26 protein-coding genes, 5 tRNA genes and 1 pseudogene are annotated in these 26,039 nt (G+C 70.0%); 15 read left to right on the forward strand and 17 right to left on the reverse strand.

What is annotated here, in order from left to right:
- Positions 1 to 218: 218 nt before the first annotated feature.
- Together LE548_RS25605 and LE548_RS25610 are read left to right on the forward strand one after the other, a co-directional pair.
- Complete coding sequence (locus tag LE548_RS25605; protein ID WP_003997603.1) at positions 219 to 452, forward strand: Lrp/AsnC family transcriptional regulator; 234 nt, start codon at positions 219 to 221, stop codon at positions 450 to 452.
- Positions 453 to 472: 20 nt separating this feature from the next.
- The gene (locus tag LE548_RS25610; RefSeq protein WP_225099305.1) at positions 473 to 994 is read left to right on the forward strand and encodes a DUF3515 domain-containing protein; all 522 of its coding nucleotides are present in this window, start codon (positions 473 to 475) and stop codon (positions 992 to 994) included.
- A gap of 12 nt (positions 995 to 1,006) precedes the next feature.
- On the opposite strand, the gene LE548_RS25615 is transcribed toward LE548_RS25610, so the two are convergent.
- The 3 genes from LE548_RS25615 to LE548_RS25625 form a co-directional block, all read right to left on the reverse strand.
- The gene (locus tag LE548_RS25615) at positions 1,007 to 2,164 is read right to left on the reverse strand and encodes a D-alanine--D-alanine ligase family protein (protein WP_225099306.1); all 1,158 of its coding nucleotides are present in this window, start codon (positions 2,162 to 2,164) and stop codon (positions 1,007 to 1,009) included.
- A gap of 81 nt (positions 2,165 to 2,245) precedes the next feature.
- Entirely contained in the window at positions 2,246 to 3,256 is a 1,011-nt protein-coding gene (locus tag LE548_RS25620; RefSeq protein ID WP_225099307.1) for an NAD(P)H-dependent glycerol-3-phosphate dehydrogenase, read from the reverse strand.
- Positions 3,253 to 4,062: a 1-acyl-sn-glycerol-3-phosphate acyltransferase gene (locus LE548_RS25625; RefSeq protein ID WP_225099308.1), complete on the reverse strand. Its 810-nt coding sequence runs from the start codon at positions 4,060 to 4,062 to the stop codon at positions 3,253 to 3,255. Before LE548_RS25625 ends, LE548_RS25620 begins: the two co-directional genes overlap by 4 nt.
- 198 nt (positions 4,063 to 4,260) lie before the next feature.
- Between LE548_RS25625 and cofC the strand changes: the two genes are divergently transcribed.
- Both cofC and LE548_RS25635 read left to right on the forward strand, forming a co-directional pair.
- Positions 4,261 to 4,896 (forward strand): 2-phospho-L-lactate guanylyltransferase, encoded by a 636-nt coding sequence (cofC, locus tag LE548_RS25630; RefSeq protein ID WP_225099309.1) that lies wholly within the window; start codon positions 4,261 to 4,263, stop codon positions 4,894 to 4,896.
- 10 nt (positions 4,897 to 4,906) lie between these two features.
- The gene (locus LE548_RS25635; RefSeq protein ID WP_225099310.1) at positions 4,907 to 5,110 is read left to right on the forward strand and encodes a hypothetical protein; all 204 of its coding nucleotides are present in this window, start codon (positions 4,907 to 4,909) and stop codon (positions 5,108 to 5,110) included.
- 79 nt (positions 5,111 to 5,189) lie between these two features.
- Here the strand turns inward: LE548_RS25635 and LE548_RS25640 are convergent, their stop codons facing one another.
- From LE548_RS25640 to leuC, 4 genes are all read right to left on the reverse strand, one after another.
- Entirely contained in the window at positions 5,190 to 5,834 is a 645-nt protein-coding gene (locus LE548_RS25640; RefSeq protein ID WP_225099311.1) for an HU family DNA-binding protein, read from the reverse strand.
- A 136-nt stretch (positions 5,835 to 5,970) separates the two neighbouring features.
- Positions 5,971 to 6,222 (reverse strand): hypothetical protein, encoded by a 252-nt coding sequence (locus LE548_RS25645; protein WP_225099312.1) that lies wholly within the window; start codon positions 6,220 to 6,222, stop codon positions 5,971 to 5,973.
- 267 nt (positions 6,223 to 6,489) lie between these two features.
- The gene (leuD, locus tag LE548_RS25650; RefSeq protein WP_225099313.1) at positions 6,490 to 7,083 is read right to left on the reverse strand and encodes a 3-isopropylmalate dehydratase small subunit; all 594 of its coding nucleotides are present in this window, start codon (positions 7,081 to 7,083) and stop codon (positions 6,490 to 6,492) included.
- A gap of 6 nt (positions 7,084 to 7,089) precedes the next feature.
- The gene (gene leuC, locus LE548_RS25655; protein WP_225099314.1) at positions 7,090 to 8,517 is read right to left on the reverse strand and encodes a 3-isopropylmalate dehydratase large subunit; all 1,428 of its coding nucleotides are present in this window, start codon (positions 8,515 to 8,517) and stop codon (positions 7,090 to 7,092) included.
- A 197-nt stretch (positions 8,518 to 8,714) separates the two neighbouring features.
- Here leuC and ndgR point away from each other — a divergent pair, with 197 nt between their 5' ends.
- On the forward strand, positions 8,715 to 9,431 hold the full coding sequence (gene ndgR, locus LE548_RS25660; RefSeq protein ID WP_009320373.1) for an IclR family transcriptional regulator NdgR: 717 nt from the start codon (positions 8,715 to 8,717) through the stop codon (positions 9,429 to 9,431).
- Positions 9,432 to 9,515: 84 nt separating this feature from the next.
- On the opposite strand, the gene LE548_RS25665 is transcribed toward ndgR, so the two are convergent.
- Positions 9,516 to 10,025 (reverse strand): DUF4188 domain-containing protein, encoded by a 510-nt coding sequence (locus LE548_RS25665; protein ID WP_225099315.1) that lies wholly within the window; start codon positions 10,023 to 10,025, stop codon positions 9,516 to 9,518.
- An 83-nt stretch (positions 10,026 to 10,108) separates the two neighbouring features.
- Between LE548_RS25665 and LE548_RS25670 the strand changes: the two genes are divergently transcribed.
- Positions 10,109 to 10,753: a MerR family transcriptional regulator gene (locus tag LE548_RS25670; RefSeq protein WP_225099316.1), complete on the forward strand. Its 645-nt coding sequence runs from the start codon at positions 10,109 to 10,111 to the stop codon at positions 10,751 to 10,753.
- Between the two features lie 50 nt (positions 10,754 to 10,803).
- Here the strand turns inward: LE548_RS25670 and LE548_RS25675 are convergent.
- From LE548_RS25675 to LE548_RS25700, 6 genes are all read right to left on the reverse strand, one after another.
- Positions 10,804 to 10,876: transfer RNA gene (locus LE548_RS25675), tRNA-Glu, on the reverse strand.
- 28 nt (positions 10,877 to 10,904) lie between these two features.
- Positions 10,905 to 10,976 (reverse strand) — tRNA-Gln (locus LE548_RS25680).
- 21 nt (positions 10,977 to 10,997) lie between these two features.
- A tRNA-Glu gene (locus LE548_RS25685) sits at positions 10,998 to 11,070 on the reverse strand.
- 29 nt (positions 11,071 to 11,099) lie between these two features.
- A tRNA-Glu gene (locus tag LE548_RS25690) sits at positions 11,100 to 11,172 on the reverse strand.
- Positions 11,173 to 11,193: 21 nt separating this feature from the next.
- Positions 11,194 to 11,265: transfer RNA gene (locus LE548_RS25695), tRNA-Gln, on the reverse strand.
- A gap of 90 nt (positions 11,266 to 11,355) precedes the next feature.
- On the reverse strand, positions 11,356 to 12,096 hold the full coding sequence (locus tag LE548_RS25700) for an HAD family hydrolase (protein ID WP_225099317.1): 741 nt from the start codon (positions 12,094 to 12,096) through the stop codon (positions 11,356 to 11,358).
- 81 nt (positions 12,097 to 12,177) lie between these two features.
- Between LE548_RS25700 and LE548_RS25705 the strand changes: the two genes are divergently transcribed.
- On the forward strand, positions 12,178 to 12,462 hold the full coding sequence (locus LE548_RS25705) for a type II toxin-antitoxin system RelE/ParE family toxin (protein ID WP_225099318.1): 285 nt from the start codon (positions 12,178 to 12,180) through the stop codon (positions 12,460 to 12,462).
- Between the two features lie 58 nt (positions 12,463 to 12,520).
- On the opposite strand, the gene gltX is transcribed toward LE548_RS25705, so the two are convergent.
- From gltX to LE548_RS25720, 3 genes are all read right to left on the reverse strand, one after another.
- A complete protein-coding gene (gene gltX, locus LE548_RS25710) occupies positions 12,521 to 14,005 on the reverse strand; it encodes a glutamate--tRNA ligase (protein WP_225099319.1) in 1,485 nt (494 codons plus the stop codon).
- On the reverse strand, positions 13,998 to 14,783 hold the full coding sequence (locus tag LE548_RS25715; protein WP_225099320.1) for a fumarylacetoacetate hydrolase family protein: 786 nt from the start codon (positions 14,781 to 14,783) through the stop codon (positions 13,998 to 14,000). Before LE548_RS25715 ends, gltX begins: the two co-directional genes overlap by 8 nt.
- A gap of 139 nt (positions 14,784 to 14,922) precedes the next feature.
- Positions 14,923 to 15,114 (reverse strand): hypothetical protein, encoded by a 192-nt coding sequence (locus LE548_RS25720; protein ID WP_225099321.1) that lies wholly within the window; start codon positions 15,112 to 15,114, stop codon positions 14,923 to 14,925.
- A 570-nt stretch (positions 15,115 to 15,684) separates the two neighbouring features.
- Here LE548_RS25720 and LE548_RS25725 point away from each other — a divergent pair.
- From LE548_RS25725 to LE548_RS25760, 8 genes and pseudogenes are all read left to right on the forward strand, one after another.
- Entirely contained in the window at positions 15,685 to 19,677 is a 3,993-nt protein-coding gene (locus tag LE548_RS25725) for a nitrate- and nitrite sensing domain-containing protein (protein WP_225099322.1), read from the forward strand.
- 9 nt (positions 19,678 to 19,686) lie between these two features.
- Positions 19,687 to 20,100 carry a roadblock/LC7 domain-containing protein gene (locus LE548_RS25730; RefSeq protein ID WP_121890767.1) on the forward strand — a complete coding sequence of 138 codons (414 nt, stop codon included), beginning with the start codon at positions 19,687 to 19,689 and terminating at the stop codon, positions 20,098 to 20,100.
- Between the two features lie 112 nt (positions 20,101 to 20,212).
- On the forward strand, positions 20,213 to 20,611 hold the full coding sequence (locus tag LE548_RS25735; RefSeq protein WP_009190816.1) for a DUF742 domain-containing protein: 399 nt from the start codon (positions 20,213 to 20,215) through the stop codon (positions 20,609 to 20,611).
- Complete coding sequence (locus LE548_RS25740) at positions 20,592 to 21,167, forward strand: ATP/GTP-binding protein (RefSeq protein ID WP_133930189.1); 576 nt, start codon at positions 20,592 to 20,594, stop codon at positions 21,165 to 21,167. The genes LE548_RS25735 and LE548_RS25740 overlap by 20 nt, the downstream gene beginning before the upstream one ends.
- A 392-nt stretch (positions 21,168 to 21,559) precedes the next feature.
- On the forward strand, positions 21,560 to 24,856 hold the full coding sequence (locus tag LE548_RS25745) for a nitrate- and nitrite sensing domain-containing protein (RefSeq protein ID WP_225099323.1): 3,297 nt from the start codon (positions 21,560 to 21,562) through the stop codon (positions 24,854 to 24,856).
- A gap of 10 nt (positions 24,857 to 24,866) precedes the next feature.
- Positions 24,867 to 25,280, forward strand: coding sequence for a roadblock/LC7 domain-containing protein (locus tag LE548_RS25750; RefSeq protein ID WP_004983065.1), 414 nt, complete (start codon positions 24,867 to 24,869; stop codon positions 25,278 to 25,280).
- A gap of 94 nt (positions 25,281 to 25,374) precedes the next feature.
- A complete protein-coding gene (locus LE548_RS25755; RefSeq protein ID WP_158925175.1) occupies positions 25,375 to 25,944 on the forward strand; it encodes a DUF742 domain-containing protein in 570 nt (189 codons plus the stop codon).
- Positions 25,925 to 26,039: pseudogene (locus LE548_RS25760) on the forward strand (ATP-binding protein); the annotation flags it as partial. The gene LE548_RS25755 and the pseudogene LE548_RS25760, both read left to right, overlap by 20 nt.

Below are 26,039 nucleotides of genomic sequence, written 5' to 3' on the forward strand. Positions count from 1 at the left end.
CCCCGATACGGTCGAGATGACCGTCGTTGCGGTTGGTCCGACCGTCCGCTGCGGTCAGGATGACCGTCCGTTGCGGTCGAAGGCGACCGTCAACCTCCGCCGTGCCTGCACCCTGGCGCGCAAGCCCGGTTCCCGCAGGTCTCCCCTCGGGGAGCGGCGACGCGATACCGTGGCGTTCCTTTTCCCCACATGATCCTCGTGGCCGCCCTGGAGGTTCCGTGGTACAGGCGTACATCCTGATCCAGACGGAGGTCGGCAAGGCGTCGACCGTCGCCGAGACCATCAGCAAGATCCCTGGAGTGATCCAGGCCGAGGACGTGACGGGTCCGTACGACGTCATCGTGCGCGCCCAGGCCGACACGGTCGACGATCTCGGCCGCATGGTGGTCGCCAAGGTCCAGCAAGTGGACGGCATCACCCGCACCCTGACCTGCCCGGTCGTGCATCTGTAGCCCCCGTCTACGCTTGGCCGGTGAACATGTTCCGTCACCGGCCCCTCGTCCTGCTCGCGCCCGCGCTGCTGCTCGCGGTCGCGGGCTGTTCCTCGGCAGACGACAGCGCGACGGTGGCGGTTCCCACCCCCGACGCGAAGACGGCTCCGGTGTGCCGGGCCCTGCACCGGGTCCTGCCGCAGAAGCTCGACGGTCGCAGCCGCAACGACCCCGCACCCCGGTCCGCCTACACGGCGGGCTGGGGAAGCCCGGCGATCATACTGCGCTGCGGTGTCGCACGGCCGCCGAAGATGGTCGATCCGAAGGTGGCCGAAGGGGGCGACCGTGACGCGATCGCGGGCGGGGTGGACGGCGTCGACTGGCTGATGGAGAAGCAGGGCGACGGCACCTGGCGGTTCACCACGGCCAATCGCACGGCCTATGTGCAGGTCAGCCTGCCCAAGGGGATGTCCGCGCAGGAGGAGGGCACGACGGTGCTCACGGGGCTCGCGTCGGCCGTGAAGGAGGCGGTCCCGACGGGGATCGCCTCCATGCGCGGATGACCTGCCGGCCGGTCAGCGAAGCCCGGTCGGGCGGCGCAGCGCGGCCTGGACCAGGCGGTCGATCAGCTCGGGGTAGCTGACGCCGGTGGCCTGCCACATCTGCGGGTACATCGAGATCGGCGTGAAGCCGGGCAGGGTGTTGACCTCGTTGATCACGAACTCGCCGTCCTCGGTGAGGAAGAAGTCCGCGCGGACCAGGCCCTCGCAGGAGACCGCCTCGAACGCCTCCACCGCGAGCCGGCGCACCTCGGCCGTCTGCTCCTCGGTGAGCGGCGCCGGGACGATGCCGGGCGTGGAGTCGATGTACTTGGCCTCGAAGTCGTAGTACGCGTGCGCGTCCGGCGGCGGGATCTCGGCCGGCACGGAGGCGCGCGGGCCGTCCTCGAACTCCAGGACGCCGCACTCGATCTCACGGCCGCGTACGGCGGCCTCGACCAGGATCTTGGGGTCGTGCGCCTGCGCGGTGGCGATCGCCTCGTCCAGGCCGGACAGGTCGTCGACCTTGGTGATGCCGATGGACGACCCCGCGCGCGCGGGCTTCACGAACAGCGGCCAGCCGTACTCGCCGGCGAAGTCGATGATCTTCTTGCGGGCGGCGGACTCGTCCTGCGCCCACTCGCGGGGGCGGATCACCAGGTACGGGCCGACCTTGAGCCCGAAGGAGGTGAAGACCCGCTTCATGTACTCCTTGTCCTGGCCGACGGCCGAGGCGAGCACACCGGCACCCACGTACGGCACCCCGGACAGCTCCAGGAGGCCCTGGAGGGTGCCGTCCTCGCCGTAGGGGCCGTGGAGCACCGGGAAGACCACGTCGACCTCGCCGAGCGCCTTGGGCACGGAGCCGGGCTCGGTGTAGACGACCTCGCGGTTGGCCGGGTCGACGGGGAGCACCACGCCGCCCTCGTGCGACTCGGCGAGCTGGTCGACGCTGGGCGTGCGGCGGTCGGTGATGGCCATGCGCTCGGGCTCGTCGGCGGTGAGCGCCCACCGGCCGTCCTGGGTGATGCCGATCGGCAGGACGTCGTACTTCGTCCGGTCGATGGCCTTGAGGACGGCGCCGGCGGTGACCACGGAGATCCCGTGTTCGGAGCTGCGCCCGCCGAACACGACGGCCACACGCGGCTTCCGCGACGGCTGCTCAGGGCTCTGGGGAAGGTTCTCGGTGCTCATATCGCGTTGAGAGTACCCGTTGGTAGAGCCCGGATACAGCGTCGACTCCGCCCGGGAACGGACAAAGACGGGCGGGTTCGCTCAGCGTCGTTCCGGCTTCGCGCTGCGCGACATCAGCTCCTTGACGGCGGTCACCGGCGACTTGCCCTCGTGCACGATGGCGACGACCGTCTCGGTGATGGGCATGTCGACGCCGTGCCGGCGGGCCAGATCCAGCACGGACTCGCAGGACTTGACGCCCTCGGCGGTCTGCTTGGTGACCGCGATGGTCTCCTCAAGGGTCATGCCCTTGCCGAGGTTGGTGCCGAAGGTGTGGTTGCGCGACAGCGGCGAGGAGCAGGTGGCCACCAGGTCGCCGAGGCCCGCGAGTCCGGCGAAGGTCAGCGGGTCGGCGCCGAGCGCGACTCCGAGCCGCGCGGTCTCGGCGAGGCCGCGGGTGATGAGCGAGCCCTTGGCATTGTCGCCGAGCCCCATGCCGTCCGCGATGCCGACGGCGAGCCCGATGACGTTCTTCACGGCACCGCCGAGCTCGCAGCCCACCACGTCGGTCTCCGTGTAGGGGCGGAAGTACGGCGTGTGGCAGGCGGCCTGCAGGCGGCGGGCGACGGCCTCGTCGGCGCAGGCGACGACGGCGGCGGCGGGCATCCGGGCGGCGATCTCGCGGGCCAGGTTGGGTCCGGTGACGACGGCGATGCGCTCCGGGCCGACCTTGGCGACGTCCTGGATGACCTCGCTCATCCGCATGGTGGAACCGAGTTCGACGCCCTTCATCAGGGAGACGAGCACGGTGTCCGGGGCCAGCAGCGGGGTCCACTCGGCGAGGTTCTCGCGCAGGGTCTGGGAGGGCACGGACAGGACCGTGAAGTCGGCGCCGGCCAGCGCCTCGGCGGGGTCGGTGGTCGCCCGGACGTTCTCGGGGAGTTCGACGCCCGGCAGGTAGTCGGGGTTGGTGCGGGTGGTGTTGATCGCCTCCGCGACCTCGGCTCGCCGGGCCCACAGGGTGACCTCGCATCCGGCGTCGGCGAGCACGATGGCGAAGGCCGTGCCCCACGAACCGGCGCTGAAGACCGCCGCCTTGACCGCCTTGCTCACTTGCCCTGCCCCTCCGGTTCGCTGCCCTGCGTCTGTGCCTGGTGGGTCTGCGTCTGGGTCTGCGTCTCGGTCTGCGCCCGGGTGCGGCGCCGCTGTTCGATCCGCTCGCGGCGCGGGTCGTAGGGCGTCGCGGGCGCCTTCTCGCCGCGGATCTCCTCCAGCTGGCGGGTGATGGCCGCCATGATGACCTCGGTGGCCTCCTTGAGCAGCTCCGGGGTCATCTCCTTGCCGTAGAAGCGCGAGAGGTCCACGGGCGGGCCCGCGAGCACGTGGTGCGTCTTGCGCGGGAAGAGGTTCGGCTTCTTGGCGTACGCCGGCAGCAGTTCGTTGGCGCCCCACTGGGCGACCGGAATCACCGGGCACTTGGTCTGCAGGGCCACGCGGGCGGCGCCCGTCTTGCCGGTCATGGGCCAGCCGTCCGGGTCGCGGGTGAGGGTGCCCTCGGGGTAGAAGGCGACGCACTCGCCGCGCTCCACGGCGTCGATCGCGGCCCGGAAGGCGCTGAGCGCGTCGGTGGACTCGCGGTAGACGGGGATCTGCCCGGTGCCGCGCATGGCGGCGCCGATGAATCCCTTCTTGAAAAGTCCGCTCTTCGCCAGGAATCGCGGAACACGTCCGGTGTTGTACTGATAGTGCGCGTACGCGAAGGGGTCCACGTGGGAATTGTGGTTCACCACGGTGATAAATCCGTCCTCGGCCGGAATGTGCTCCATTCCGCGCCAGTCCCGCTTGATCAGAATCACCAGCGGCGGTTTGCAGATCACCGCGGCCAAGCGGTACCAGAAGCCGATTCTGCGGCGGGGCACTAGGACACCTTCCTCTAGGGGCTGCCACCCCGGCGGGGGCCGCAACAGTGTCGCCCCGGGCCGCCGGTCTGTCGAGAACACCGTACGCCCGCCCGTCGCCCACCCCACCCTTGCCAGGAGCTTCGCGCACCCCCTGTTTTTCGTGTCCTCGGATCGGCCAGGTGACAATGAGCGCGACAAGAGAGGGGCGGTACGCCGGTGCAGTGGAGCTTGGTCATCCCCCTGAAACCGTTGGCGCGGGCCAAGACCAGGCTGTCGGACACGGCGGCGGACGGGGTGCGCCCGGGGCTGGCGCTGGCGTTCGCGCAGGACACGGTGGCGGCGGCGCTGGCGTGTGAGGCCGTGGCGAGTGTGGCGGTCGTCACGGACGACGAGCGGGCCGGCCGCGAGCTGGCGGCACTGGGCGCACGCATCGTCCCCGACACCCCCGCGGACGGCCTGAACGCCGCTCTGGCGCACGGCGCGGCCGTGGTACGCGCATATCGCCCCTGCGCCCCCGTAGCGGCCCTGAACGCCGATCTGCCGGCCCTGCGCCCGCTCGAACTGGCCCGTGTACTGGCGGCCGCAGCGGAATTCCCCCGCGCGTTTCTCGCGGACGCGGCGGAGATCGGCACGACGTTGCTGGCTGCGGGCCCGGAACAGGAATTGCACCCGGCGTTCGGCCCCGATTCGCGCAACCGCCACCGCACCTCGGGCGCAAAGGAACTCACCCTGGCCGGCGTGGATTCGGTACGGCAGGACGTGGACACCGGGAATGATCTGCGCGCGGCGCTGGCCCTGGGGGTGGGGCCGTACACGACTGCTGCTGCGGCGGGTCTGCTGAGCGCCCCGTAGGCTGAACATCATGCAGGCCACGGCATACACCTACGACCCGGCGACGCGCAGCGGACAGGTGCTGCTCGACGACGGCACCCCCCTCCCCTACGACACCGCCGCGTTCGACGCCGGGGGCCTGTTGCTCCTGCGGCCCGGGCAGCGGGTGCGGATCGAGACCGAGGGCGAGGGGAACGCCCTGCGGATCACGCTCGTCACGCTGCAGACCCTGTAACTGCCCGTACTGCCTTCACACACGCCGCGGGCCGGGCTCCCCGAGGGAGTCCGGCCCGGCGCGTGAGTGCCCTGTGGACCTACGACGTCGCCTTGCGCGCGGTGGTCTTCTTCGCCGTGGTCTTGCGAGCCGTCGACTTCTTGGCCGGCGCCTTCTTCGCGGTGACCTTCTTGGCCGGGGCCTTCTTGGCCGTCGCCTTCTTCGCCGCGGTGGTCTTCGCCGCGGTGGTCTTGGCGGCCGCCGTGGTCTTCTTGGCGGGCGCCTTCTTCGCCACGGCCTTCTTGACGGCGGCCTTCTTCGCCGGCGCCGCCTTCTTCGCCGTGGTCTTCTTCGCGGCCGCCTTGGTGACCTTCTTCGCGGCGGCCTTCTTGACCGTCGCCGCGGCGCCACCGGTCAGGCTGCCCTTGGGCGCCTTCTTGACGGCGACCTCGCCACCGCGCGGGAGCTTCTTCGTACCGCTCACCAGGTCCTTGAAGCCCTGGCCCGCGCGGAAGCGCGGCACGGAGGTCTTCTTGACCCGAACCCGCTCGCCCGTCTGAGGGTTACGGGCGTAACGGGCGGGGCGGTCCACCTTCTCGAAGGACCCGAAGCCGGTGACCGAGACCCGGTCGCCCGCGACGGTCGCGCGGACGATGGCGTCCAGGACCGCGTCGACAGCATCGGCCGCTTGCTGGCGGCCGCCCATCTTGTCGGCAATCGCTTCTACGAGCTGCGCCTTGTTCACGTCTTCCCCTTCGGAGACATCGCCAGAACGAAAGTGTTCAAGCTTTTTCGCACGTTAGGCAGATATATACCGCAAATCAAACACGAAACGGGCTTATCACCCTTGTGCCGCAACGGACTCGGCGATCTCGGTCTGTTCAGCGGTCCTCTTCGGGGATCCGACCCTCGTCTTCGGGGATCCGACCCTCGTCGAGGTCCGCGTTGAACCGTTCGAGCCGCCTCGCCGCAGCGGCGAGATCGTGCTTGGCCGCGGCCGTAATGACCAGCAGCTTCCGGGTCAGCGCCATCCGTACGCCCTCCGGGACTTGCAGTGCGCGCACTCTTGCGTGCGCTTCCTTGAGCTGGTTCGCGACCGCCGTATAGAGCTGGAGTTGGCCGTCGTGTCCCATGCACAGATTGTGCCATCTGGGGCGAGTTGTCGCCTGCGCAGGGTGCAACTGCCGCCTCAAATGGCCTTACAGGCACTTGCGGAGGCCGCGATCATTGCACTCACCTACCCCCTCAACGCCCTGTCTAACGTGGGAAGTTGAGCGGAGCGTAAGAATCCCGCAGGTCCGTACGGGTCCAGACATGGCTGTACCCCCAATCGTGGCGATCGGGGGTACAGACGGGGTGGCGCGGTGGCCGAAATCAGCCCTGGAGATCAGGCCTGGAGATCAGACCTGGAGCGTCCGCGGCTTGTAGGACGGCCGCTTGGCCTCGTACGCGGCGATGTCGGCCTCGTTCTGGAGGGTGATGGAGATGTCGTCCAGGCCGTTCAGCAGCCGCCAGCGGGAGTTCTCGTCCAGCTCGAAGGAGGCGGTGATGCCCTCCGCACGAACCTCACGAGCCTCAAGGTCCACAGTGATCTCAGCAGTGGGGTCCGCTTCCGTGAGCTCCCACAGCGCGTCCACGATCTTCTGGTCCAGAACCACCGTGAGCAGGCCGTTCTTCAGCGAGTTACCCCGGAAGATGTCCGCGAAGCGGGCGGAGATCACGGCCTTGAAGCCGTAGTTCTGCAGCGCCCAGACGGCGTGCTCACGGGAGGAACCGGTGCCGAAGTCGGGACCGGCGACCAGGACGGTCGCGCCCTGCCGCTCGGGGCGGTTGAGGACGAACTCGGGGTCCTTGCGCCAGGCCTCGAACAGCCCGTCCTCGAACCCGTCCCGGGTCACCTTCTTGAGCCAGTGAGCAGGGATGATCTGGTCGGTGTCGACGTTGCTGCGGCGCAGCGGGACGGCCCGGCCGGTGTGCGTGGTGAAGGCTTCCATGGCTGATCAGACTCCAGCGGGCGCGGCGGTTGCGTCGGTCAGGTCGGCGGGCGAGGCCAGGTGGCCCAGGACGGCGGTGGCGGCCGCGACCTGCGGCGACACCAGGTGGGTACGGCCGCCCTTGCCCTGCCGGCCCTCGAAGTTGCGGTTGGAGGTGGAGGCGGAGCGCTCACCCGGGGCCAGCTGGTCCGGGTTCATGCCGAGGCACATCGAGCAGCCCGCGTGCCGCCATTCGGCGCCGGCCTCCTTGAAGACCACGTCCAGGCCCTCGGAGACGGCCTGCAGACCGACCCGCGCGGAGCCGGGGACGACCAGCATCCGTACGCCGTCGGCGACTTTGCGGTCCTTCAGCAGCTCGGCGGCGGCGCGCAGGTCCTCGATGCGGCCGTTGGTGCACGAGCCTACGAAGACGGTGTCCACCTTGATGGAACGCAGCGGCTGGCCGGCCTCCAACCCCATGTATTCCAGGGCCTTTTCGGCGGCGAGGCGCTCCGAAGCGTCTTCGTACGAAGCCGGGTCGGGGACGGCCGCCGAAAGCGGCGCGCCCTGGCCGGGGTTGGTGCCCCAGGTGACGAACGGGGAGAGCGACGCGGCGTCGATGTGGACCTCGGCGTCGAAGACCGCGTCCTCGTCCGTCCGCAGGGTCTTCCAGTACTCCACCGCGGCGTCCCAGTCGGCGCCCTCGGGGGCGTGCGGGCGGCCCTTGAGGTACGCGAAGGTGGTCTCGTCGGGGGCGATCATGCCCGCGCGGGCGCCGGCCTCGATCGACATGTTGCAGATGGTCATCCGGGCCTCCATCGAGAGCTTCTCGATGGCGGAGCCGCGGTACTCCAGGATGTAGCCCTGGCCGCCACCCGTGCCGATCTTGGCGATGATCGCCAGGATCAGGTCCTTGGCGGTGACGCCCTCGGGCAGCTCGCCGTCGACCGTGATGGCCATGGTCTTCGGGCGGGCCAGGGGCAGCGTCTGGGTGGCCAGCACGTGCTCGACCTGCGAGGTGCCGATGCCGAACGCCAGCGCGCCGAAGGCACCGTGCGTGGAGGTGTGGGAGTCGCCGCAGACGACGGTCGTGCCCGGCTGGGTCAGTCCGAGCTGCGGACCGACCACGTGCACCACGCCCTGCTCGACGTCACCGAGCGGGTGCAGCCGGACGCCGAACTCGGCGCAGTTCTTGCGCAGCGTCTCCAGCTGGGCCCGGGAGACCGGGTCCGCGATGGGCTTGTCGATGTCGAGGGTCGGGGTGTTGTGGTCCTCGGTCGCGATGGTGAGGTCGAGCCGGCGCACCTGCCGACCGCTCTTGCGCAGCCCGTCGAAGGCCTGCGGGCTGGTCACCTCGTGCAGCAGGTGCAGATCGATGAAGAGGAGGTCGGGCTCGCCCTCGGCGCGCCGGACGACATGGTCGTCCCAGACCTTCTCCGCGAGTGTCCTACCCATCGCTTTCCCTCCGGCCGGCAAACGTCCGCCGGCCCAACTAGAGATCTTGAGGAGGAGACGCCCGCGCCCCAGGTGTCGTGATTCCGGGCGTCCGCCACCGGGCCCGTTGGTCCGCGGGCCGCTGTGTGATTCCAGGGTGGCGCGTTCCACGGAAAATTGAACTTGCGTTTCACAGAGTGAGACGTGAGTATCGTTGCATGGACAACAGTAGCGGCGTCGGCGTTCTGGACAAGGCGGCCCTCGTCCTGAGCGCTCTGGAGTCCGGTCCGGCCACCCTCGCGGGTCTGGTCGGGGCCACCGGACTGGCACGACCCACGGCTCACCGCCTGGCCGTGGCCTTGGAACACCACCGCATGGTGGCACGCGACATGCAGGGCCGTTTCATTCTCGGCCCGCGCCTCGCGGAGCTTGCGGCGGCGGCCGGCGAGGACCGCCTTCTCGCCACGGCAGGCCCGGTGCTCACCCACCTCCGCGACGTCACCGGCGAGAGCGCGCAGCTCTACCGACGCCAGGGTGACATGCGTATCTGTGTGGCCGCGGCGGAACGCCTGTCCGGCCTGCGGGACACCGTCCCGGTGGGCTCCACGCTCACGATGAAGGCCGGCTCCTCCGCGCAGATCCTCATGGCCTGGGAGGAGCCCGAGCGTCTGCACCGGGGCCTGCAGGGCGCCCGCTTCACGGCGACGGCCCTGTCGGGCGTACGGCGCCGCGGCTGGGCCCAGTCCATCGGCGAGCGCGAGCCGGGCGTGGCGTCCGTCTCCGCGCCCGTACGCGGCCCCTCCAACCGCGTCGTGGCCGCCGTCTCCGTCTCGGGCCCCATCGAGCGCCTGACCCGCCACCCGGGCCGTATGCACGCCCAGGCCGTCATCGACGCGGCAGCGCGCCTGTCGGAGGCCCTGCGCCGCTCGGGCTGAGCCCCGCTCTTCGCGCTTCGGGAAACACCGAGGAGGGCCTGCCTCAACGCCGCGGCAGGCCCTCCTCGCTCCCCCGTCCCCCCGTCAGCCGGTCTTCTCGGCCACCGGCGCCTGTCCCGACCGGTGGGCGAACCGGTCCTTCGCGTACCGGCCCCGCTTCTCCAGCGGGATCTGCCCGTGCGCGGCGGCCAGCCCGAACGCGGGCATGTCGCCGTAGATCGCCTCGTACGACCCCTCCGGCACGACGTACGCCTCGTGCCAGATCCCGACCTGCCCGCGCAGCTTGCCGCTGCGCTCCTTGCGGTTGAGCGCGGCCCACGCCTTGTGGTGGAACGCGTCCGGCGCGGTTGCGTAGGCGTACAGCTTCGCCTTGGACTCCCAGTACTGCACGATGTAGTACGTCCGCGGCGACGCCGTCAGCATGACCTTCGCCCGCAGCCCTCGCGCGGGGTCCTTCTCCAGCTCTCGGAGCATCCGCAGCATCGCGAGCATCACGGGCAGCCACAGGTGTACGGCCCAGAACCGGTTGATGCGCATGCCGATCAGCAGGACGACGACGTCGCCCTTCGCATCAGCGGTCGTACGGGTGACCATGCCCACTTCCCCCTTGTTGGTGAGCGGCGCTATCCAACTAGCGATGCTTGGATAGTGCCGTTATCCAAGAAGGAGCGCAAGACATGCGGCTCGCCGAACTGAGCAGACGCAGCGGTGTGTCCACCGCGACGATCAAGTACTACCTGCGCGAAGGCCTGTTGCCGCCGGGCCGCCAGATCAACCCCACGACGGCGGAGTACGACGACGGGCATCTGCGCCGGCTGCGGCTGGTGCGCGCGATGATCCAGGTCGGCGGGCTCCCCGTGGCCACGGTCCGGGAGGTGCTGCGCAACGTCGACGACGAGTCCCTGGGCCGCACGATCCGGCTGGGCGCGGCCCTGTGGGCGCTGCCGCAGGTGCCGGAGCCGGACGAGGACGACGCGTTCGTGCAGGCGGCGCACCGCGAGGTGGACGACTTGCTGGACCGGTTGGGCTGGTCGAACGCAAAACTGCTGACGACGATCTCCCCCGCGTACCGCTCCCTGGTGGTGGCGGTGGCCGCGTTCCGCCGGCTCGGTTACGACTGGGGGCACGAACTGCTCGCGTCCTACGCCAAGTTGATGCACGAGGTGGCCAAACTCGACCTGGACTTCGTCGAGACGCATCCCTCGGAGGCGGAGAAGGTGGAGACGGCGGTGCTCGGCTCGGTGCTGACCGAGCCGATGCTGCAGGCCCTGCGCCGACTGGCCCAGGAGGAGGAGTCGGCGCGCCGCTACGGTTTCGAGTAGCGCCCGGGTACGACGAAGGCCCCCCACCGAAGTGGAGGGCCTTCCCTGTGTACCCCCGACCGGATTCGAACCGGCGCTACCGCCTTGAGAGGGCGGCGTGCTAGGCCGCTACACAACGGGGGCGTGGATCCTGCGTTTCCGCAGGTCCGAGCTGGTCTACCTGGACTCGAACCAAGACTAACTGAACCAGAATCAGTCGTGCTGCCAATTACACCATAGACCAATGATGGTTTAGACCAGTCAGTACCCCCGACCGGATTCGAACCGGCGCTACCGCCTTGAGAGGGCGGCGTGCTAGGCCGCTACACAACGGGGGCCCTAGCGATCCCGACAAGATCAGGATCAGTACCCCCGACCGGATTCGAACCGGCGCTACTGCCTTGAGAGGGCAGCGTGCTAGGCCGCTACACAACGGGGGCTTTGCAGATAAGCTCTGCGAGCTGGCCTACCTGGACTCGAACCAAGACTAACTGAACCAGAATCAGTCGTGCTGCCAATTACACCATAGGCCACTGGAACTCAAGCCCCTGCGGGGTCCTCGTTCTAGCTTGCTCCTCGGGGCTCCGGCCTTTCGGCCCGCTCCCCTCGGCGCAGGAAGAACATTACCTGAAGGTGGACGGGGCTCCAAAACGGGTATCCGCACGGACGAGCGCGGGGAGTTCGGCGAGGGTCGAGATCCGGTGCACCACGCCCTCCGCGGCGAGCTCCCGCGCGGCCTGGTCACCGGCCGTCCCGCGGTCGATCCACACGGACAGCAGCCCGGCCTCGGCGGCGCCGCGTCCGTCGATCTCCGGGTGGTCGCCGACGTACGCCACCTCGTGCGCAGGCAGTCCGAGGGCCTCGCAGGCCGCCCGGAAGGCCCCGGCCGCCGGCTTGGAGACGCCCAGCTCGGCGGCGCACAGGACGGCCTCGAAGCGGTCGAGGATGCCGAGGGTGCGCAGCTTGTGCTCCTGGACCGTGAGGCTGGAGTTGGACAGCACCGCGTGCCGGTGGCCGCCGAGGCCGTCCAGGGTGGGCACAACGTCCGGGAACAGCCGCCAGGCGGCCTCGTAGTGGTGCAGGTAGCGCTCGAACCAGGCGTCCGCCTCCGCGTCGGCGAGTGGCTCGCCCAGGAAGTAGCGGACGCGGTCGCGCCGCTGGCCCTCGAAGGTGTTCTCGCCGGCCGCGAAGCGCGCCCACTCCCGGTCGGTGCACTCCCGCCACCACTGAAGGGCCTCGTCGGGCCCGCCGTACCAGGCCAGCAGCCCCTCGGCTTCGAGGTAGGCGGCCATGCCCTCCCGGTCGGCCGTCGTGTAGTCGAACAGGGTGTCGTCCACGTCCCAGACCACTGCACTGATCGTCATGGTCCGACCGTAACGCCGGGGCGGGGCGGGTGTGACGGTTTCCGGCCGTGCCGGGGCGGGCGGATGCCGTAGCTTGGGGCCATGCACGAGTACCGCGTCCAGTTCACCGTCGAGGCCCGCGAGGCGTACGACTCGCTGCCCGGCTCACGCCAGGCTCAGCTGGACAGGGCCCTGCGGATACTGGCCCGCGATCCGTTCCGGAAGAACTCGACCGCTCCGCTCGGCCCGGACGAGCATCTGCGCAAGGCGTATGTGGCCCCCGGCGTGATGCTGGAGTACATGGTGGCCGGGGCGATCATGGTCATCGTCGTGCTGGAGATCTTCGACGAGAACCACTACCTGATCGACGAAGCCGACGCGCAGTGACCGACGCGAAGGGGCGGCAACCGGAGTTCCGGTTGCCGCCCCTTCGCGTCGGGCTCGATTACGCGGCGAGCCTGGCCAGCGCCGCGTCGATGCGGGCCAGCGTCTTCTCCTTGCCCAGGACTTCCAGGGACTCGAAGAGCGGCAGGCCGACCGTGCGGCCGGTGACGGCGACGCGGACCGGGGCCTGGGCCTTGCCGAGCTTGAGGCCGTGGGCCTCGCCGGCGGCCAGGACGGCCTCCTTCAGGGAGTCGGGAGAGGTCCAGTCGGCCGTCTCCAGCTTCTCCTTCGCCGTGCGAAGCAGGGCGTCGCTGCCCTCCTTCATCGCCTTCGTCCAGGACGGCTCGTCGAAGACCGGCTCCGCCAGGAACAGGAAGTCGACGTTGTCGGTGATCTCCGACAGGACCTTGAGGCGGGTCTGCGCGTGCGGGGCGATCGCCTCCCACTTGGCCTCGTCGAAGTCCTCCGGCGCCCAGGGGGCGAACGGGGCCTTCAGCCACGGGCGGCAGCGCTCGGTGAACTCCTTCACATCCAGCATGCGGATGTGGTCGGCGTTGATCGCCTCGCACTTCTTCAGGTCGAAGCGCGCCGGGTTGGGGTTCACGTCGGCGATGTCGAAGGCCGCGACCATCTCCGGGATCGTGAAGATGTCCTGGTCCGCGGAGAGCGACCAGCCCAGCAGGGACAGGTAGTTGAGCAGGCCCTCGGGCAGGAAGCCCTGCTCGCGGTAGAGGTTCAGCGACGACTGCGGGTCACGCTTGGACAGCTTCTTGTTGCCCTCGCCCATCACGTACGGCAGGTGGCCGAAGGCCGGGATCTGCTTCGCGATGCCCAGCTCGATCAGCGCCTTGTACAGGGCGATCTGGCGCGGGGTGGAGGAGAGCAGGTCCTCGCCGCGCAGGACGTGGGTGATCTCCATCAGGGCGTCGTCGACCGGGTTGACCAGCGTGTACAGCGGGGCGCCGTTCGCCCGGACGATGCCGTAGTCCGGCACGTTCTCGGGTGTGAAGGTCAGCTCGCCGCGGACCAGGTCGGTGAAGGTGATCGTCTCGTCCGGCATCCGGAAGCGGACGATGGGCGCACGGCCCTGGGCCTTGTACTCCTCGACCTGCGCCTCGCTCAGGTCACGGCAGTGACCGTCGTAACCCGACGGCCTGCCCGCGGCCCGCGCCGCCTCGCGGCGGGTGTCCAGCTCCTCCTGGGAGCAGTAGCAGCGGTAGGCGTGGCCGGCGTCCAGCAGCTTCTGCGCGACCTCCTTGTAGAGGTCCATGCGCTGCGACTGGCGGTACGGCGCGTGCGGGCCGCCGACCTCGGGGCCCTCGTCCCAGTCGAAGCCCAGCCAGCGCATCGCGTCGAGCAGCTGGTTGTACGACTCCTCGGAGTCGCGGGCCGCGTCGGTGTCCTCGATGCGGAAGACCAGGGTGCCCTGGTGGTGCCGGGCGAACGCCCAGTTGAACAGGGCGGTGCGGACCAGGCCCACGTGGGGGTTACCGGTGGGTGAGGGACAGAAACGGACGCGTACGGGGGAGCCGGGTGCGCTAGCCACGCTTGACAACCTTGTTGGTGAGAGTGCCGATGCCTTCGATGGTGACGGCGACCTCGTCGCCGACGTGCAGGGGGCCGACCCCCGCGGGGGTGCCGGTGAGGATGACGTCGCCGGGGAGCAGGGTCATGGCCTCGGAGATGTTGACGACCAGGTCCTCGATGGGATTGATCATCTCGCTCGTGCGGCCCAGCTGGCGCTGTTCGCCGTTGACCGTGAGCTGGATGGTCAGGTCGTTCGCGCGCGCCAGGTCCAGGTCCGTCTCCACCCAGGGGCCGAGCGGGCAGGAGGTGTCGAAGCCCTTGGCCCGGGCCCACTGCTTCTCGCGCCGCTGCACATCGCGGGCGGTGACGTCGTTGGCGCAGGTGTAGCCGAAGATCACGTCCTTGACGCGCTCGCGCGGGACCTCGCGGCACATGCGGCCGATCACGACGGCCAGCTCGGCCTCGTGGTGCACCTCCTCGGAGAACGAGGGGTACTGGATGTCGTCGCCGGGCCCGATCACCGAGGTGGACGGCTTGAAGAAGGCGAACGGGACGTCGGGCACCTCGTTGCCCAGTTCGCGCGCGTGCTCGCCGTAGTTGCGGCCGAACGCGACGACCTTGTTGGGGAGGACCGGCGGGAGGAGTCTGACCTTGCTGAGCGGCACCTTCGTACCGGACATCTCGTAGTCCGCGAACGGGATGCCCTTGATGATGTCGAGAACGAGTTCGTCCTGCTTGTCGCCCTCGACCGCGCCGAAGGCTACGTTCCCGTCGATGGAGAACCTGGCGATGCGCACGGGATCCTGCGCCCCTCAACTAGAACCGGCGTACTGACGCCCCAGGTTAACCGGTCGATGGGCGGCAATCCGCCCGAAAAAGCAGTCCGCCGAATTCCGTGGTGCACGGAATTCGGCGGAATAGGTGAGCGCCGGTCGGCTACTCTGCGGCTGCCGCCGCCGGGACCGGGACGTCCATGAGGACGGTGCGCCGGGGGTTGGCCGTCTGGGCCGGGAGGTCGACGGAGTGCTCCGGCAGCTCGGCGGTCTGCAGTTCGCCCGCGTCCTTCAGATGCGCCAGGGTCGTGCGCCGCGGGTTCGCGATCTTGTGGAACATCATCGTCGTCTTCACCGTTGTCGTCCTGTGCCCTCTGGTCGTGTGGGTTTGCAGAGTCGTCCCTCTTGTAAAGCGTCAGGCTAAACATCCGATTCCCCGCCGACGGCGCCAACCGCCGCCGTGCCGCGTGTGAGTTTGCTCACGACCTCGCAGACAAACCGGTCAAATCTCGCCAGCAACGCGCCCCAGCGAAACGGACATTGCCCCTCTGAACCCATCATTCCGCTCCTGATCATGGCGACTGGGACACCTGACACCGACCGGCGACTCGCAGGGATACGCCCGTTATGCACGGGATAAGCTTCCACGAGCGGTGACCTGACCCTCACATTCCGTCACCGATGTCACGGCTCGGCAGCGGCCCTTGTTGGAGATCCGGCACTGTGCTGGAATTCCACGGACCGCCGCAGGATCGAGCCGGCGCACAGGGGGCGCGAAGCAGCGCCGAGTGGCGGGCGAGAACAGGGGGAACGAGGGCGGTCACTCAAGACCACCGGGGGGCGTATTCAGGGCGCTCTCCACAACGCCGACACCGTGTCCTTCCGTTCGCGCGGAGGGGTGCCTGGTCCAGAGGTTGCGACGCTAGTGCAGGGACGTTTCAAGAGGGATGGCAGCGCTTCGGCGGAGCCGGAGCCGCACGACGGGACTGGCCCCATGAAGGGCGGTTCCTCCCCCCAGCACGCCCAGAACCCGGGCCCGGCCCCGACTCCGGACGGCGGTGAGCGCGGCGGGCGTCCCGGCGCGCCCGGACCGGCCGCCTCGGCCACGGCGTCGGCCACCGGCGGCGGCTCCGGGGCCCCCACGCCGACCGTGAAGCCCGCCAAGGGCTCCACCGGCGCCGGCTCACGCATGGCGCTGCGCAACTGGCGCATCTCCACGCGTCTGGTCTCCCTGCTCGCCCTCCCCGTGGTCGCCGCGACCTCGCTGGGCGCGCTGCGCATCGACCAGAACATCAACGACATCCAGCAGCTCGACAACATGAAGCTGCTGACGGACATGACCAAGCAGGCCACCGAGCTGGCCGCCGCGCTCCAGGAGGAGCGCGACCAGTCCGCCGGTCCGCTGTCGCACGGCCTGAAGGCGACCGACTACACGGTCAAGGGCTACCAGGAGAAGACCGACCGGGCCCGCGAGAACTTCCTCAACGCCTCCGAGCAGATCGACGCGGCCAGCAAGAGCGGCAACCTCCAGGGCGTCCGCGACGCGCTCGTCGGCCTCGCCAACCAGCTGGACGACCTGGCCAAGATCCGCCGCTCGGCCTACCAGTCGCAGAACAACTCGACCCAGACCATCGAGTCGTACCACCGCCTGATCACCCAGCTGATCAGCCTCTCCCAGGACATGGCCGAGGCGTCCAGCAACCCGGAGATGATCTCCCGCACCCGCGCCCTGGCGGCCTTCTCCACCGCCAAGGAGTACGCCTCCGTGCAGCGCGCGACGATCGCCGCCGCACTGCCCGCGACCACCGCGACCAAGGGCGACCTCTCCGACAACGACCGCCTCTACGGCCAGTCGGCGTACGAGAGCGAGAACTCCGAGCTGGCGATCTTCCGCAAGATCTACGCCAGCCAGAACGCCGAGGAACTCCTCAAGCCGATCGACGAGGGCAACCCGACGATCGAGTCCGCCGACACCTACGCCAAGCGCGCCTTCGAGTCCTCCAGCGGTATGCAGCAGCTGCCGGCGCGGTCGTACCGCGACTGGGTGGACGACAGCTCGACCAAGATCGAGCAGATGAAGAAGATCGAGCACACGCTGCTCGAAGAGATGGAGCAGAAGGCCCGCGAGCTCAAGAGCGCCACCCAGCAGGACGCCATCATCTCCGGTGCGCTGATCCTGCTCGTGCTCGGTGTGTCGCTGGTCGGCGCGTTCGTCGTGGCCCGGTCCATGATCCGCTCGCTGCGCCGGCTCCAGGAGACCGCCACCAAGGTCGCCCAGGACCGGCTGCCCGAGCTGGTCAAGCAGCTGTCGGAGTCCGACCCGCAGGACGTCGACACCTCCGTGGAGTCGGTCGGTGTGCACTCCCGGGACGAGATCGGCCAGGTGGCCGCGGCCTTCGACGACGTGCACCGCGAGGCGGTCCGCCTCGCCGCCGAGCAGGCCCTGCTGCGGGGCAACGTCAACGCGATGTTCACCAACCTCTCGCGCCGCTCCCAGGGCCTCATCCAGCGTCAGCTGTCGCTCATCTCCGAACTGGAGTCCCGCGAGGCCGACCCGGACCAGCTGTCCTCGCTGTTCAAGCTCGACCACCTCGCGACGCGTATGCGCCGTAACGGTGAGAACCTCCTCGTCCTCGCCGGTGAGGAGCCGGGCCGCCGCTGGACCCGCCCGGTCCCGCTGGTCGACGTGCTCCGTGCCGCCGCCTCCGAGGTGGAGCAGTACGAGCGCATCGAGCTGGCCTCCGTGCCGACCACCGAGGTCGCAGGGCGTGTCGTCAACGACCTCGTGCACCTGCTCGCCGAGCTGCTGGAGAACGCGACCTCGTTCTCCTCGCCGCAGACCAAGGTGAAGGTGACGGGTCACGCGCTGCCCGACGGCCGCGTGCTGATCGAGATCCACGACACCGGTATCGGCCTGTCCCCCGAGGACCTCGCGGCGATCAACGAGCGGCTCGCCTCGCCGCCCACCGTGGACGTCTCCGTCTCCCGCCGCATGGGTCTGTTCGTGGTCGGCCGGCTGTCGCAGCGCCACGGCATCCGCATCCAGCTGCGTCCGTCCGACTCCGGTGGTACGACCGCGCTGGTCATGCTGCCCGTGGACGTGGCCCAGGGTGGCAAGAAGCCCGCTCCGGGCAAGCCGGGCGCGCCCGGTGGCACCGGTGGGCCGGCCGCCGCGCAGGCCGCCGCGGGTGCTGCCGCGGCCCGTCGGCAGACCGGCAACGCGGGCGGCGGTGCCCTCGGCGGCACCCCGGCCGGCGGTGGTCTGCTCGGTGCCGGTCCCGCCCCGCGCGGTCAGGTCGGCGCCGGCCAGGGTCCCCGGGCCGCGCTGCCCGGCGCGGGCCAGGGCGGCCGTCCCGGTGCGCCGGGCGGAGCGCGCGGCCCCCAGGGCGGTGCCGGTGCGTTCGGCGGTCCCGGTGCCTTCGGCGGACCCCAGCAGGGTCGCCCGGCGCCCGCGGGTTCCGGTGCGGGCGGCTTCGGCGGTCAGGCGCCGGGCGCCCCGCAGGGTCTGCAGGCGACGAACCCGGGCGGACCGCAGCAGAACACCTTCGGTGGTGACGCCTTCGGCGGCCGTGGCCCGCAGCGGCCCGGTGCCTCCGGCGACCAGGGCCGTCAGCCCCAGCTGCCGCCGCGCGGCGGTCCGCGGGCCGAACTGCCCGGCGCCGACCCGCAGCCGCGCACCCCGAGCTGGAGCGACTCCGGGGCCCCGCAGTCCCGCGCCTCGCTGGACACCCCGCGCGGCCACGACGAGCAGGACCCGGCGCACACCGCGCGCATGCCGCGCATCGACGACCGGCAGGGTCCGGGCGCGACCGCGGAGATACCCCGGGTGGACGACCACGGTCCGTCCACCACGGGCGAGTACCCGCGCGCGGACCTGAACGGCTACGGCGGCGCCCAGGGCACGGGCCAGTTCCCGCGGCCCGACGTCCCGCAGCAGACCGGCCAGTTCGCCCGCCCGGACAGCCCCCGGCAGAGCGACCAGTTCGCCCTGCCCGACAGCTCCCAGCAGACCGGCCAGTTCCCGCGCCCGGACAGCGCGCAGCAGACCGGCCAGTTCGCCCGTCCCGAGGCTCCGCAGCTGCCGGGCGGGTTCGACGGCCACGGTGGTCAGCAGGATCCGCAGGGCTCGGGATCGTTCGTCCGCTCCGACGTCTTCGGCACCCCGGCGCCCGCGCGGCAGGACGACAGCGCGCAGAACACCGGCGCGTTCCCGGCTCCGCAGGCGTACGACGGCGGTTACGGCGCCGGCTACGACGGCAGCTCCACCGGGCAGCACGCCCTGCCCGTGCGGCAGGACCCGGCGCACACCGGCCAGTTCGAGCGCCCGCAGCCGCCCGCCCGGGACGACTTCGGCGCCCCGCGCCCGCCCGCCCCGCAGGCACAGCAGCCGCAGCGGCCCGTCGACGGGCGGGGCCCGGGTGACGGGTGGGCCCTGCCGCCGGCCGGCGGCCAGGGCGACGGCCGTACCCCGCTGTACGACACGCTGGAGACCAACTGGTTCCACGGCGGTCCGCAGGCGGAGAGCGGGCAGGACCGGCAGCAGCCGCAGGCGCCCGCTCCGCAGCGGGGCTCCAACGGCAACACCAACGGGAACGGCAACACCAACGCCAATGGCGCGGCCACCGGATCGTGGCGTACCTCGCCGAACGACGAACTCGTCCGGCAGGCCGAGCGCGTACGGCAGCCCGCAGCGGGCGGTATCACCACCTCCGGCCTGCCGCGCCGGGTGCCCCGGGCGAACCTCGTCCCGGGCACGGCCCAGCAGCAACAGCACCAGGTCGGTCCGCAGGTGTCGCGTGCGCCTGACGACGTACGCGGACGGCTGACCAATCTCCGTCGGGGCATCGCTCAGGGCCGTCAGGCCGGAAACGGTCAGACCGGCAGCTTCCCGAGCCCCACTCACCAGCAGGAGCGTTAGTTGAGTCCGATGAGCCAGGCGGCACAGAACCTGAACTGGTTGATCACCAACTTCGTGGACAACACCCCCGGGGTGTCGCACACGGTGGTGGTCTCCGCCGACGGCCTTCTGCTGGCGATGTCCGAGGGCTTCCCGCGGGACCGCGCCGACCAGCTGGCGGCGGTCGCCTCCGGGCTGACCTCGCTGACGGCCGGGGCCTCCCGGATCTTCGAGGGCGGCGACGTGGCCCAGACGGTCGTGGAGATGGAGCGTGGCTTCCTCTTCCTGATGTCCATCTCCGACGGGTCGTCCCTCGCGGTCCTGGCCCACCCGGAGTGCGACATCGGCCTCGTCGGCTATGAGATGGCACTGCTCGTGGACCGCGCGGGTGCGGTACTCACCCCGGACCTGCGCGCCGAACTCCAAGGCAGTCTGCTCCACTGACCGCCCCCGGCACCACCCACCTCACCAAACCACCGTCCGGCCGCCACAATCCCCCCACCGGCCACTGACAGACGGCTTGACCGACCGACCTGCTGTCCCGCCCGGAGGATTCATGACCCCGCCCACCGCCCATCATGATCCGTACGCGGAGCCGTACGGGGACGAGGGCGACCAGCCGCTGGTGCGTCCGTACGCGATGACCGGTGGCCGGACCCGGCCGCGCTACCAGCTCGCCATCGAGGCCCTGATCAGCACCACGGCCGACCCGGCAGCGCTCATGGGACTGCTCCCGGAGCACCAGCGCATCTGCCACCTGTGCCGTGAGGTCAAGTCGGTCGCGGAGGTCTCCGCGCTGCTGGCCATGCCGCTCGGTGTGGCCCGGATCCTGGTCGCCGACCTCGCCGAGGCCGGCCTGGTCGCCATCCACCAGCCTGGTGGCGACGAGAACAACGGTGGCGCTCCGGACGTGACGCTGCTCGAAAGGGTGCTCAGTGGACTTCGCAAGCTCTGACGCGGGCCGGGCCACCACCTCCGCGAAGATCGTGGTGGCGGGCGGCTTCGGCGTGGGCAAGACCACGTTCGTCGGCGCCGTCTCGGAGATCAACCCGCTGCGCACCGAGGCCGTCATGACGTCCGCGTCGGCCGGCATCGACGACCTCACCCACACCGGAGACAAGACCACCACCACGGTGGCCATGGACTTCGGCCGCATCACCCTCGACCAGGACCTGATCCTGTACCTCTTCGGTACCCCCGGTCAGGACCGCTTCTGGTTCATGTGGGACGACCTGGTACGCGGCGCGATCGGCGCGGTGGTGCTCGTGGACACCCGGCGCCTCGCCGACTGCTTCCCGGCCGTCGACTACTTCGAGAACAGCGGCCTGCCCTTCGTCGTCGCCCTCAACGGCTTCGACGGCCAGCAGCCCTACGCCCCCGAGGAAGTGCGGGAAGCGCTGCAGATCGGGCCCGACACCCCGATCATCACGACGGACGCCCGCCACCGCGCGGACGCCAAGAGTGCGCTGATCACGCTGGTGGAACACGCGCTGATGGCACGTCTGCGGTAGCCGGCACACCCATACGTACTCAAGTACGACGTGCCATACGGCAGTTGTCGTAAACGGACCGGAGTCGACTGTGGCCTTTGACACGGTCGGCTCCGGTGTTCATAACAGTTCGGCAGAGGAATCCCCGGGTATCACCACGCGACGCAGTCAGGCTGTACCGCTGCGCTCACGAACGCCCCGCCTTTTGGCGGGGCTCGCTCTTTATGACCGTTTTATCTATGACTTACAAGAGCGGTACTCGGGCTTTTCACTGTTTGGAAGAGCACTGGTCCACGTGCTGGAATGCCTGAACTGCCCAATAGTCAACGACGTACTACGTGGTCGATGACGAACCGGGCTCTGAGAGACTGCGGCACGACGTAGGTGCCGACCGCCGAGAGGTTGTTGGTCGAGTGAGGCGAAGCAAGAACGGTCCCGAGCCGTCGGCACGGGGCAACTTCACCCCGCCGCCGCGCGCTGCGGCGCCCACCCCCGTCACCGGTGCGGAACCGGCGGCCGCTCCGGCGTCGAGCGGCGGTCGTTTCTCCCCGCGCAACTGGCGCGTGCCGACCAGACTGAACGCGATCCTCCTGATACCCGTGGCGGTCGGCCTCGTCATGGGCGGCTTCCAGGTGAAGAACTCGATCGACACCTGGCAGCAGGCCCGCGACGCCGAGAACACCGCCCGCCTGGTGCGCGCCTCGCTGTCGTACGCCGACGCTCTCTACAACGAGCGGGACACCACCGCGGCCCCGCTGCTGAAGGGCAAGCTCGCCACCGCCCAGGACAAGGCGACCGTCACCGCGGCCCGCGACGCGACCGACAAGGCCGCCGACGCCTTCGACCAGGCGGCACAGAGCATGCCGCACACGTCGGGCCTGGAGCGCCGGCTGAAGCTGTTCCGCGAGGCGGAGCCCTTCCTGCAGACGCTGCGCGCCGGCGCGTACACGACCAAGTTCACCGGCGTGCAGACGGAAGAGGGCTACGTCAAGGTCGCCCACCCGCTGATGGAGTTCGCCAACGAGCTCGGTCTGGGCACCGGCAACATCACCTCCTACGGCCGTACCGTCTACGCCATCTCGCTCACCAAGGCGGCGCTGTCGCTGGAGCGGTCGATCGGCATGCACATCCTGGTGAAGCCGGGCCCCGACGCCCCGAACCTCGCCAGCCAGCGCGTCGCCATCTCCTCGTACGCCTATCTGGAGGGCATCGCCGTCGAGGAGTACGTCGGCGGTGGCACCCAGGCCGACGCGGACAAGCTGGACGCCGAGAAGAAGGACATCCAGACCCAGGCCGCGACGATGGCCCAGCAGGCCAAGGCCAAGGACCCGAACTACATCCCGCCGCCGTCCGACCCGCAGAAGATGGTCACGGCGCTCGCCACGCTGGACTCCACCGACCCCGCCGCGCGTCAGCTGCTCGCCCAGAAGGGCATCACCGCGGAGAACTGGTGGGCGGTCAACACGCTCAAGTTCAACGCCTACCGCGACATCGAGTCGGGCATGGCCGACAAGGCGGTGAGCGAGGCCTCGTCGATCGCCGACGATGCCAAGAACTCCGCGTTCATCACCGGTGGCGTCGTCGTGGTCGCCCTGCTGCTGGCCTTCATCCTGGCCGGTACGGTGGCCCGCCAGATGAGCCGTTCGATGCGCCAGCTGCGCAACGCCGCGTTCGGCATCGCCGAGCAGCGCCTGCCGATGCTGGTCGACCAGCTCTCCCGCACCGATCCAGGCCGGGTCGACACCCGGGTCGCGCCGATCCCGATCACCACCAAGGACGAGATCGGCGAGGTCGCCCGCGCCTTCGACCAGGTCCACCGCGAGGCGGTCCGGCTCGCCTCCGAGCAGGCCCTGCTGCGGGGCAACATCAACGCGATCTTCACCAACCTCTCGCGCCGCAACCAGTCGCTGATCGAGGGCCAGCTGACCCTGATCACCGACCTGGAGAACAACGAGGCCGACCCGGACCAGCTGGAGAACCTCTTCAAGCTAGACCACCTGGCCACCCGTATGCGCCGCAACGGCGAGAACCTCCTGGTCCTCGCGGGCGAGGAGCCCGGCCGCCGCTGGGACCAGCCGGTCCCGCTGGTCGACGTGCTGCGCGCCGCCTCCTCCGAGGTGGAGCAGTACGAGCGCATCGAGCTGTCCGGCGTGCCGGAGGCCGAGATCCACGGCCGCGCGGTCACCGACCTCGTGCACCTGCTGGCCGAGCTGCTGGAGAACGCGACGACGTTCTCCTCCCCGCAGACCAAGGTCCGCGTCACCGCGACCCGGCTGCCCGACGGCCGCATCATGATCGAGATCCACGACAAGGGCATCGGTCTGACGGCCGAGGACTTCGCGGACATCAACCACAAGCTGGCCAACCCGCCGACCGTGGACGCCGCCATCTCCCAGCGCATGGGCCTGTTCGTGGTCGGGCGCCTGTCCGACCGGCACGGCATCCGCGTCCAGCTGCGCCCCTCGGGCGAGCAGGCCGGTACGACCTCGCTGGTCATGCTGCCGGACGCGATCACGCACGGCGGTGGCGGCGAGGCCCCGCTGGACCGCGAGGAGTTCACCGTCTCGCAGATCATCCCGGAGCAGCAGTTCCAGGGTGAGAACTTCGGCCAGGCGCAGCCGATGCGCACCGCGGCCGAGCTCGGCTTCGACGACAGCCGGTACGTGGAGGTCCCCGACGACATCCGCGAGCTGGACCCGGTCGGTCGTTCCCTGATGCGTGAGGAGCGCCGCGCCGCCCTGGAGGCCCAGAGCCACGGGCAGCAGCCGGCCGAGCCGCAGCAGTCGCAGGCGGAGACCGCGGCGCCCGCGCCGTACGCCGACCCGCTGTTCGACGGGCAGCAGACGTACACGGACCTGCCCCAGCAGGGGTACCAGGAGCCGGCGCAGCAGAACTTCCCGAAGCCGGGGCAGCAGACCTTCCCGGAGCAGGCTCCGCAGGCCTTCCAGGAGCAGGCGTACGAGGAGCCGCAGCAGAGCTCGTACGAGGAGCGGCAGCGCGGCTCGTACGAGGACCAGTTCTTCGCGCCGAACGGCGGCCTGCCGCAGAACGACGGCTTCTCGGCACCCGCGGGCGGCGGTTACCCCGATCCGGCGTACGCCGAGCCGGCCCCGGCGCACTCCTACCAGGACGACTGGCCCCAGCAGGACAGCTACACGAACGGCTATCCGGCCCAGTACGCTCCGGAAACGGAATCCTCGCAGGCCGCTGACGCAAGTGAGCAGAACCGCGTAGGCTTCGACCGTCCGGGACCGGCCTCTCCCGCCGCCCACGAGCTGACCGACGCCGGGCTGCCCCGCCGCGGGTCCGCCGCGAGTGGCTCCGCCGGCTCGACGAGTGCCCCGAACGGCACGGCGCGCGTGCAGCGGGAAGCACCGGCTCCCGTACCGGGCGACGCTCCGGGGGCGAACGGCGACAGCACCTGGCGTTCGGCGAACGACGAGCGGTGGCAGCAGGCCTCGCAGCTCCGGAAGCCGAAGGCAGGCGGGGTCACCGCCTCGGGTCTGCCGCGGCGGGTGCCCAAGGCCAACCTGGTCGAGGGTTCCGCCGAAACCACCCCCCAGGGGGGCCCACAGGTCTCCCGCGCCCCGGAGGACGTCCGGGGCAGGCTGAGCAACCTGCGTCGAGGTGTCCAACGCGGACGCAGCGCAGGCAGTGAAACGAACGGCCAGGGCTTCGGTCCTGACAGCACCTACAACCAGGAGCGTTAGTGTGAGCCCGATGAGCCAGGCGGCACAGAACCTGAACTGGTTGATCACCAACTTCGTGGACAACACCCCGGGGGTGTCCCACACGGTGGTGGTCTCCGCCGACGGACTCCTTCTGGCGATGTCCGAAGGCTTCCCCCGCGACCGCGCCGACCAGCTCGCGGCCGTCGCCTCCGGTCTGACGTCTCTGACGGCAGGCGCCTCCCGCATCTTCGAGGGGGGCAGTGTGAACCAGACGGTTGTGGAGATGGAGCGGGGATTCCTCTTCATCATGTCCATCTCTGACGGCTCGTCGCTCGCGGTGCTGGCCCACCCGGAAGCGGACATCGGTCTCATCGGGTACGAGATGGCCCTTCTGGTGGACCGCGCGGGCACGGTCCTGACCCCGGATCTCCGTGCGGAGCTCCAGGGGAGCCTTCTCAACTAGAAAGCGGACGGTGCGTATCCGCGTCCCGGGGCCGTAAGGTTTCGGGACGCGGCTCCACAGCGATGGGTGCCCGGCACAGTCGGAGGAGGAGAAAGTGGCAACACCCCCAGGCGGTTCGCATTCGGGTAACTGGTCGTACGGTCCTGCCCAGGGCCAGGGCGACGGTTCGGCGAACCGGTACAACTTCCCCTCCGCCCCCAGCCACCGGCAGCCGTACGCGCCGCAGGGCCCCGGCCCGTCGCCGTACGACCAGCCCCCGGCCCCCCGCATCCAGCCGGTGCAGCCGCAGCGCCGCCCCGAGCCGGCGCCCGCGTCGGCATCGAACAACCCCCTGGTGCGTCCGTACGCCATGACCGGCGGCCGGACCCGCCCGCGCTACCAGCTCGCCATCGAGGCACTGGTGCACACCACCGCCGCTCCGCACCAGATGCAGGGTCAACTGCCCGAGCATCAGCGGATCTGCAACCTCTGCCGTGAGATCAAGTCGGTAGCCGAAATCTCCGCGCTCCTGACAATCCCCCTCGGCGTGGCCAGGATCCTCGTCGCCGACTTGGCGGAGGCGGGCCTGGTCGCCATCCATCAGCCCGGCGGCGACGAGAACGCCGGTGGCCAGCCAGACGTGACACTGCTCGAAAGGGTGCTCAGTGGACTTCGCAAGCTCTAGCGGCGGTCCTTCCCGCTCCACCACCTCCGCGAAGATCGTGGTGGCGGGCGGCTTCGGCGTGGGCAAGACCACGTTCGTCGGCGCCGTCTCGGAGA

The sequence above is a fragment of the Streptomyces sp. CoH27 genome, assembly GCF_020181035.1.
GTDB lineage: Bacteria > Actinomycetota > Actinomycetes > Streptomycetales > Streptomycetaceae > Streptomyces > Streptomyces camelliae.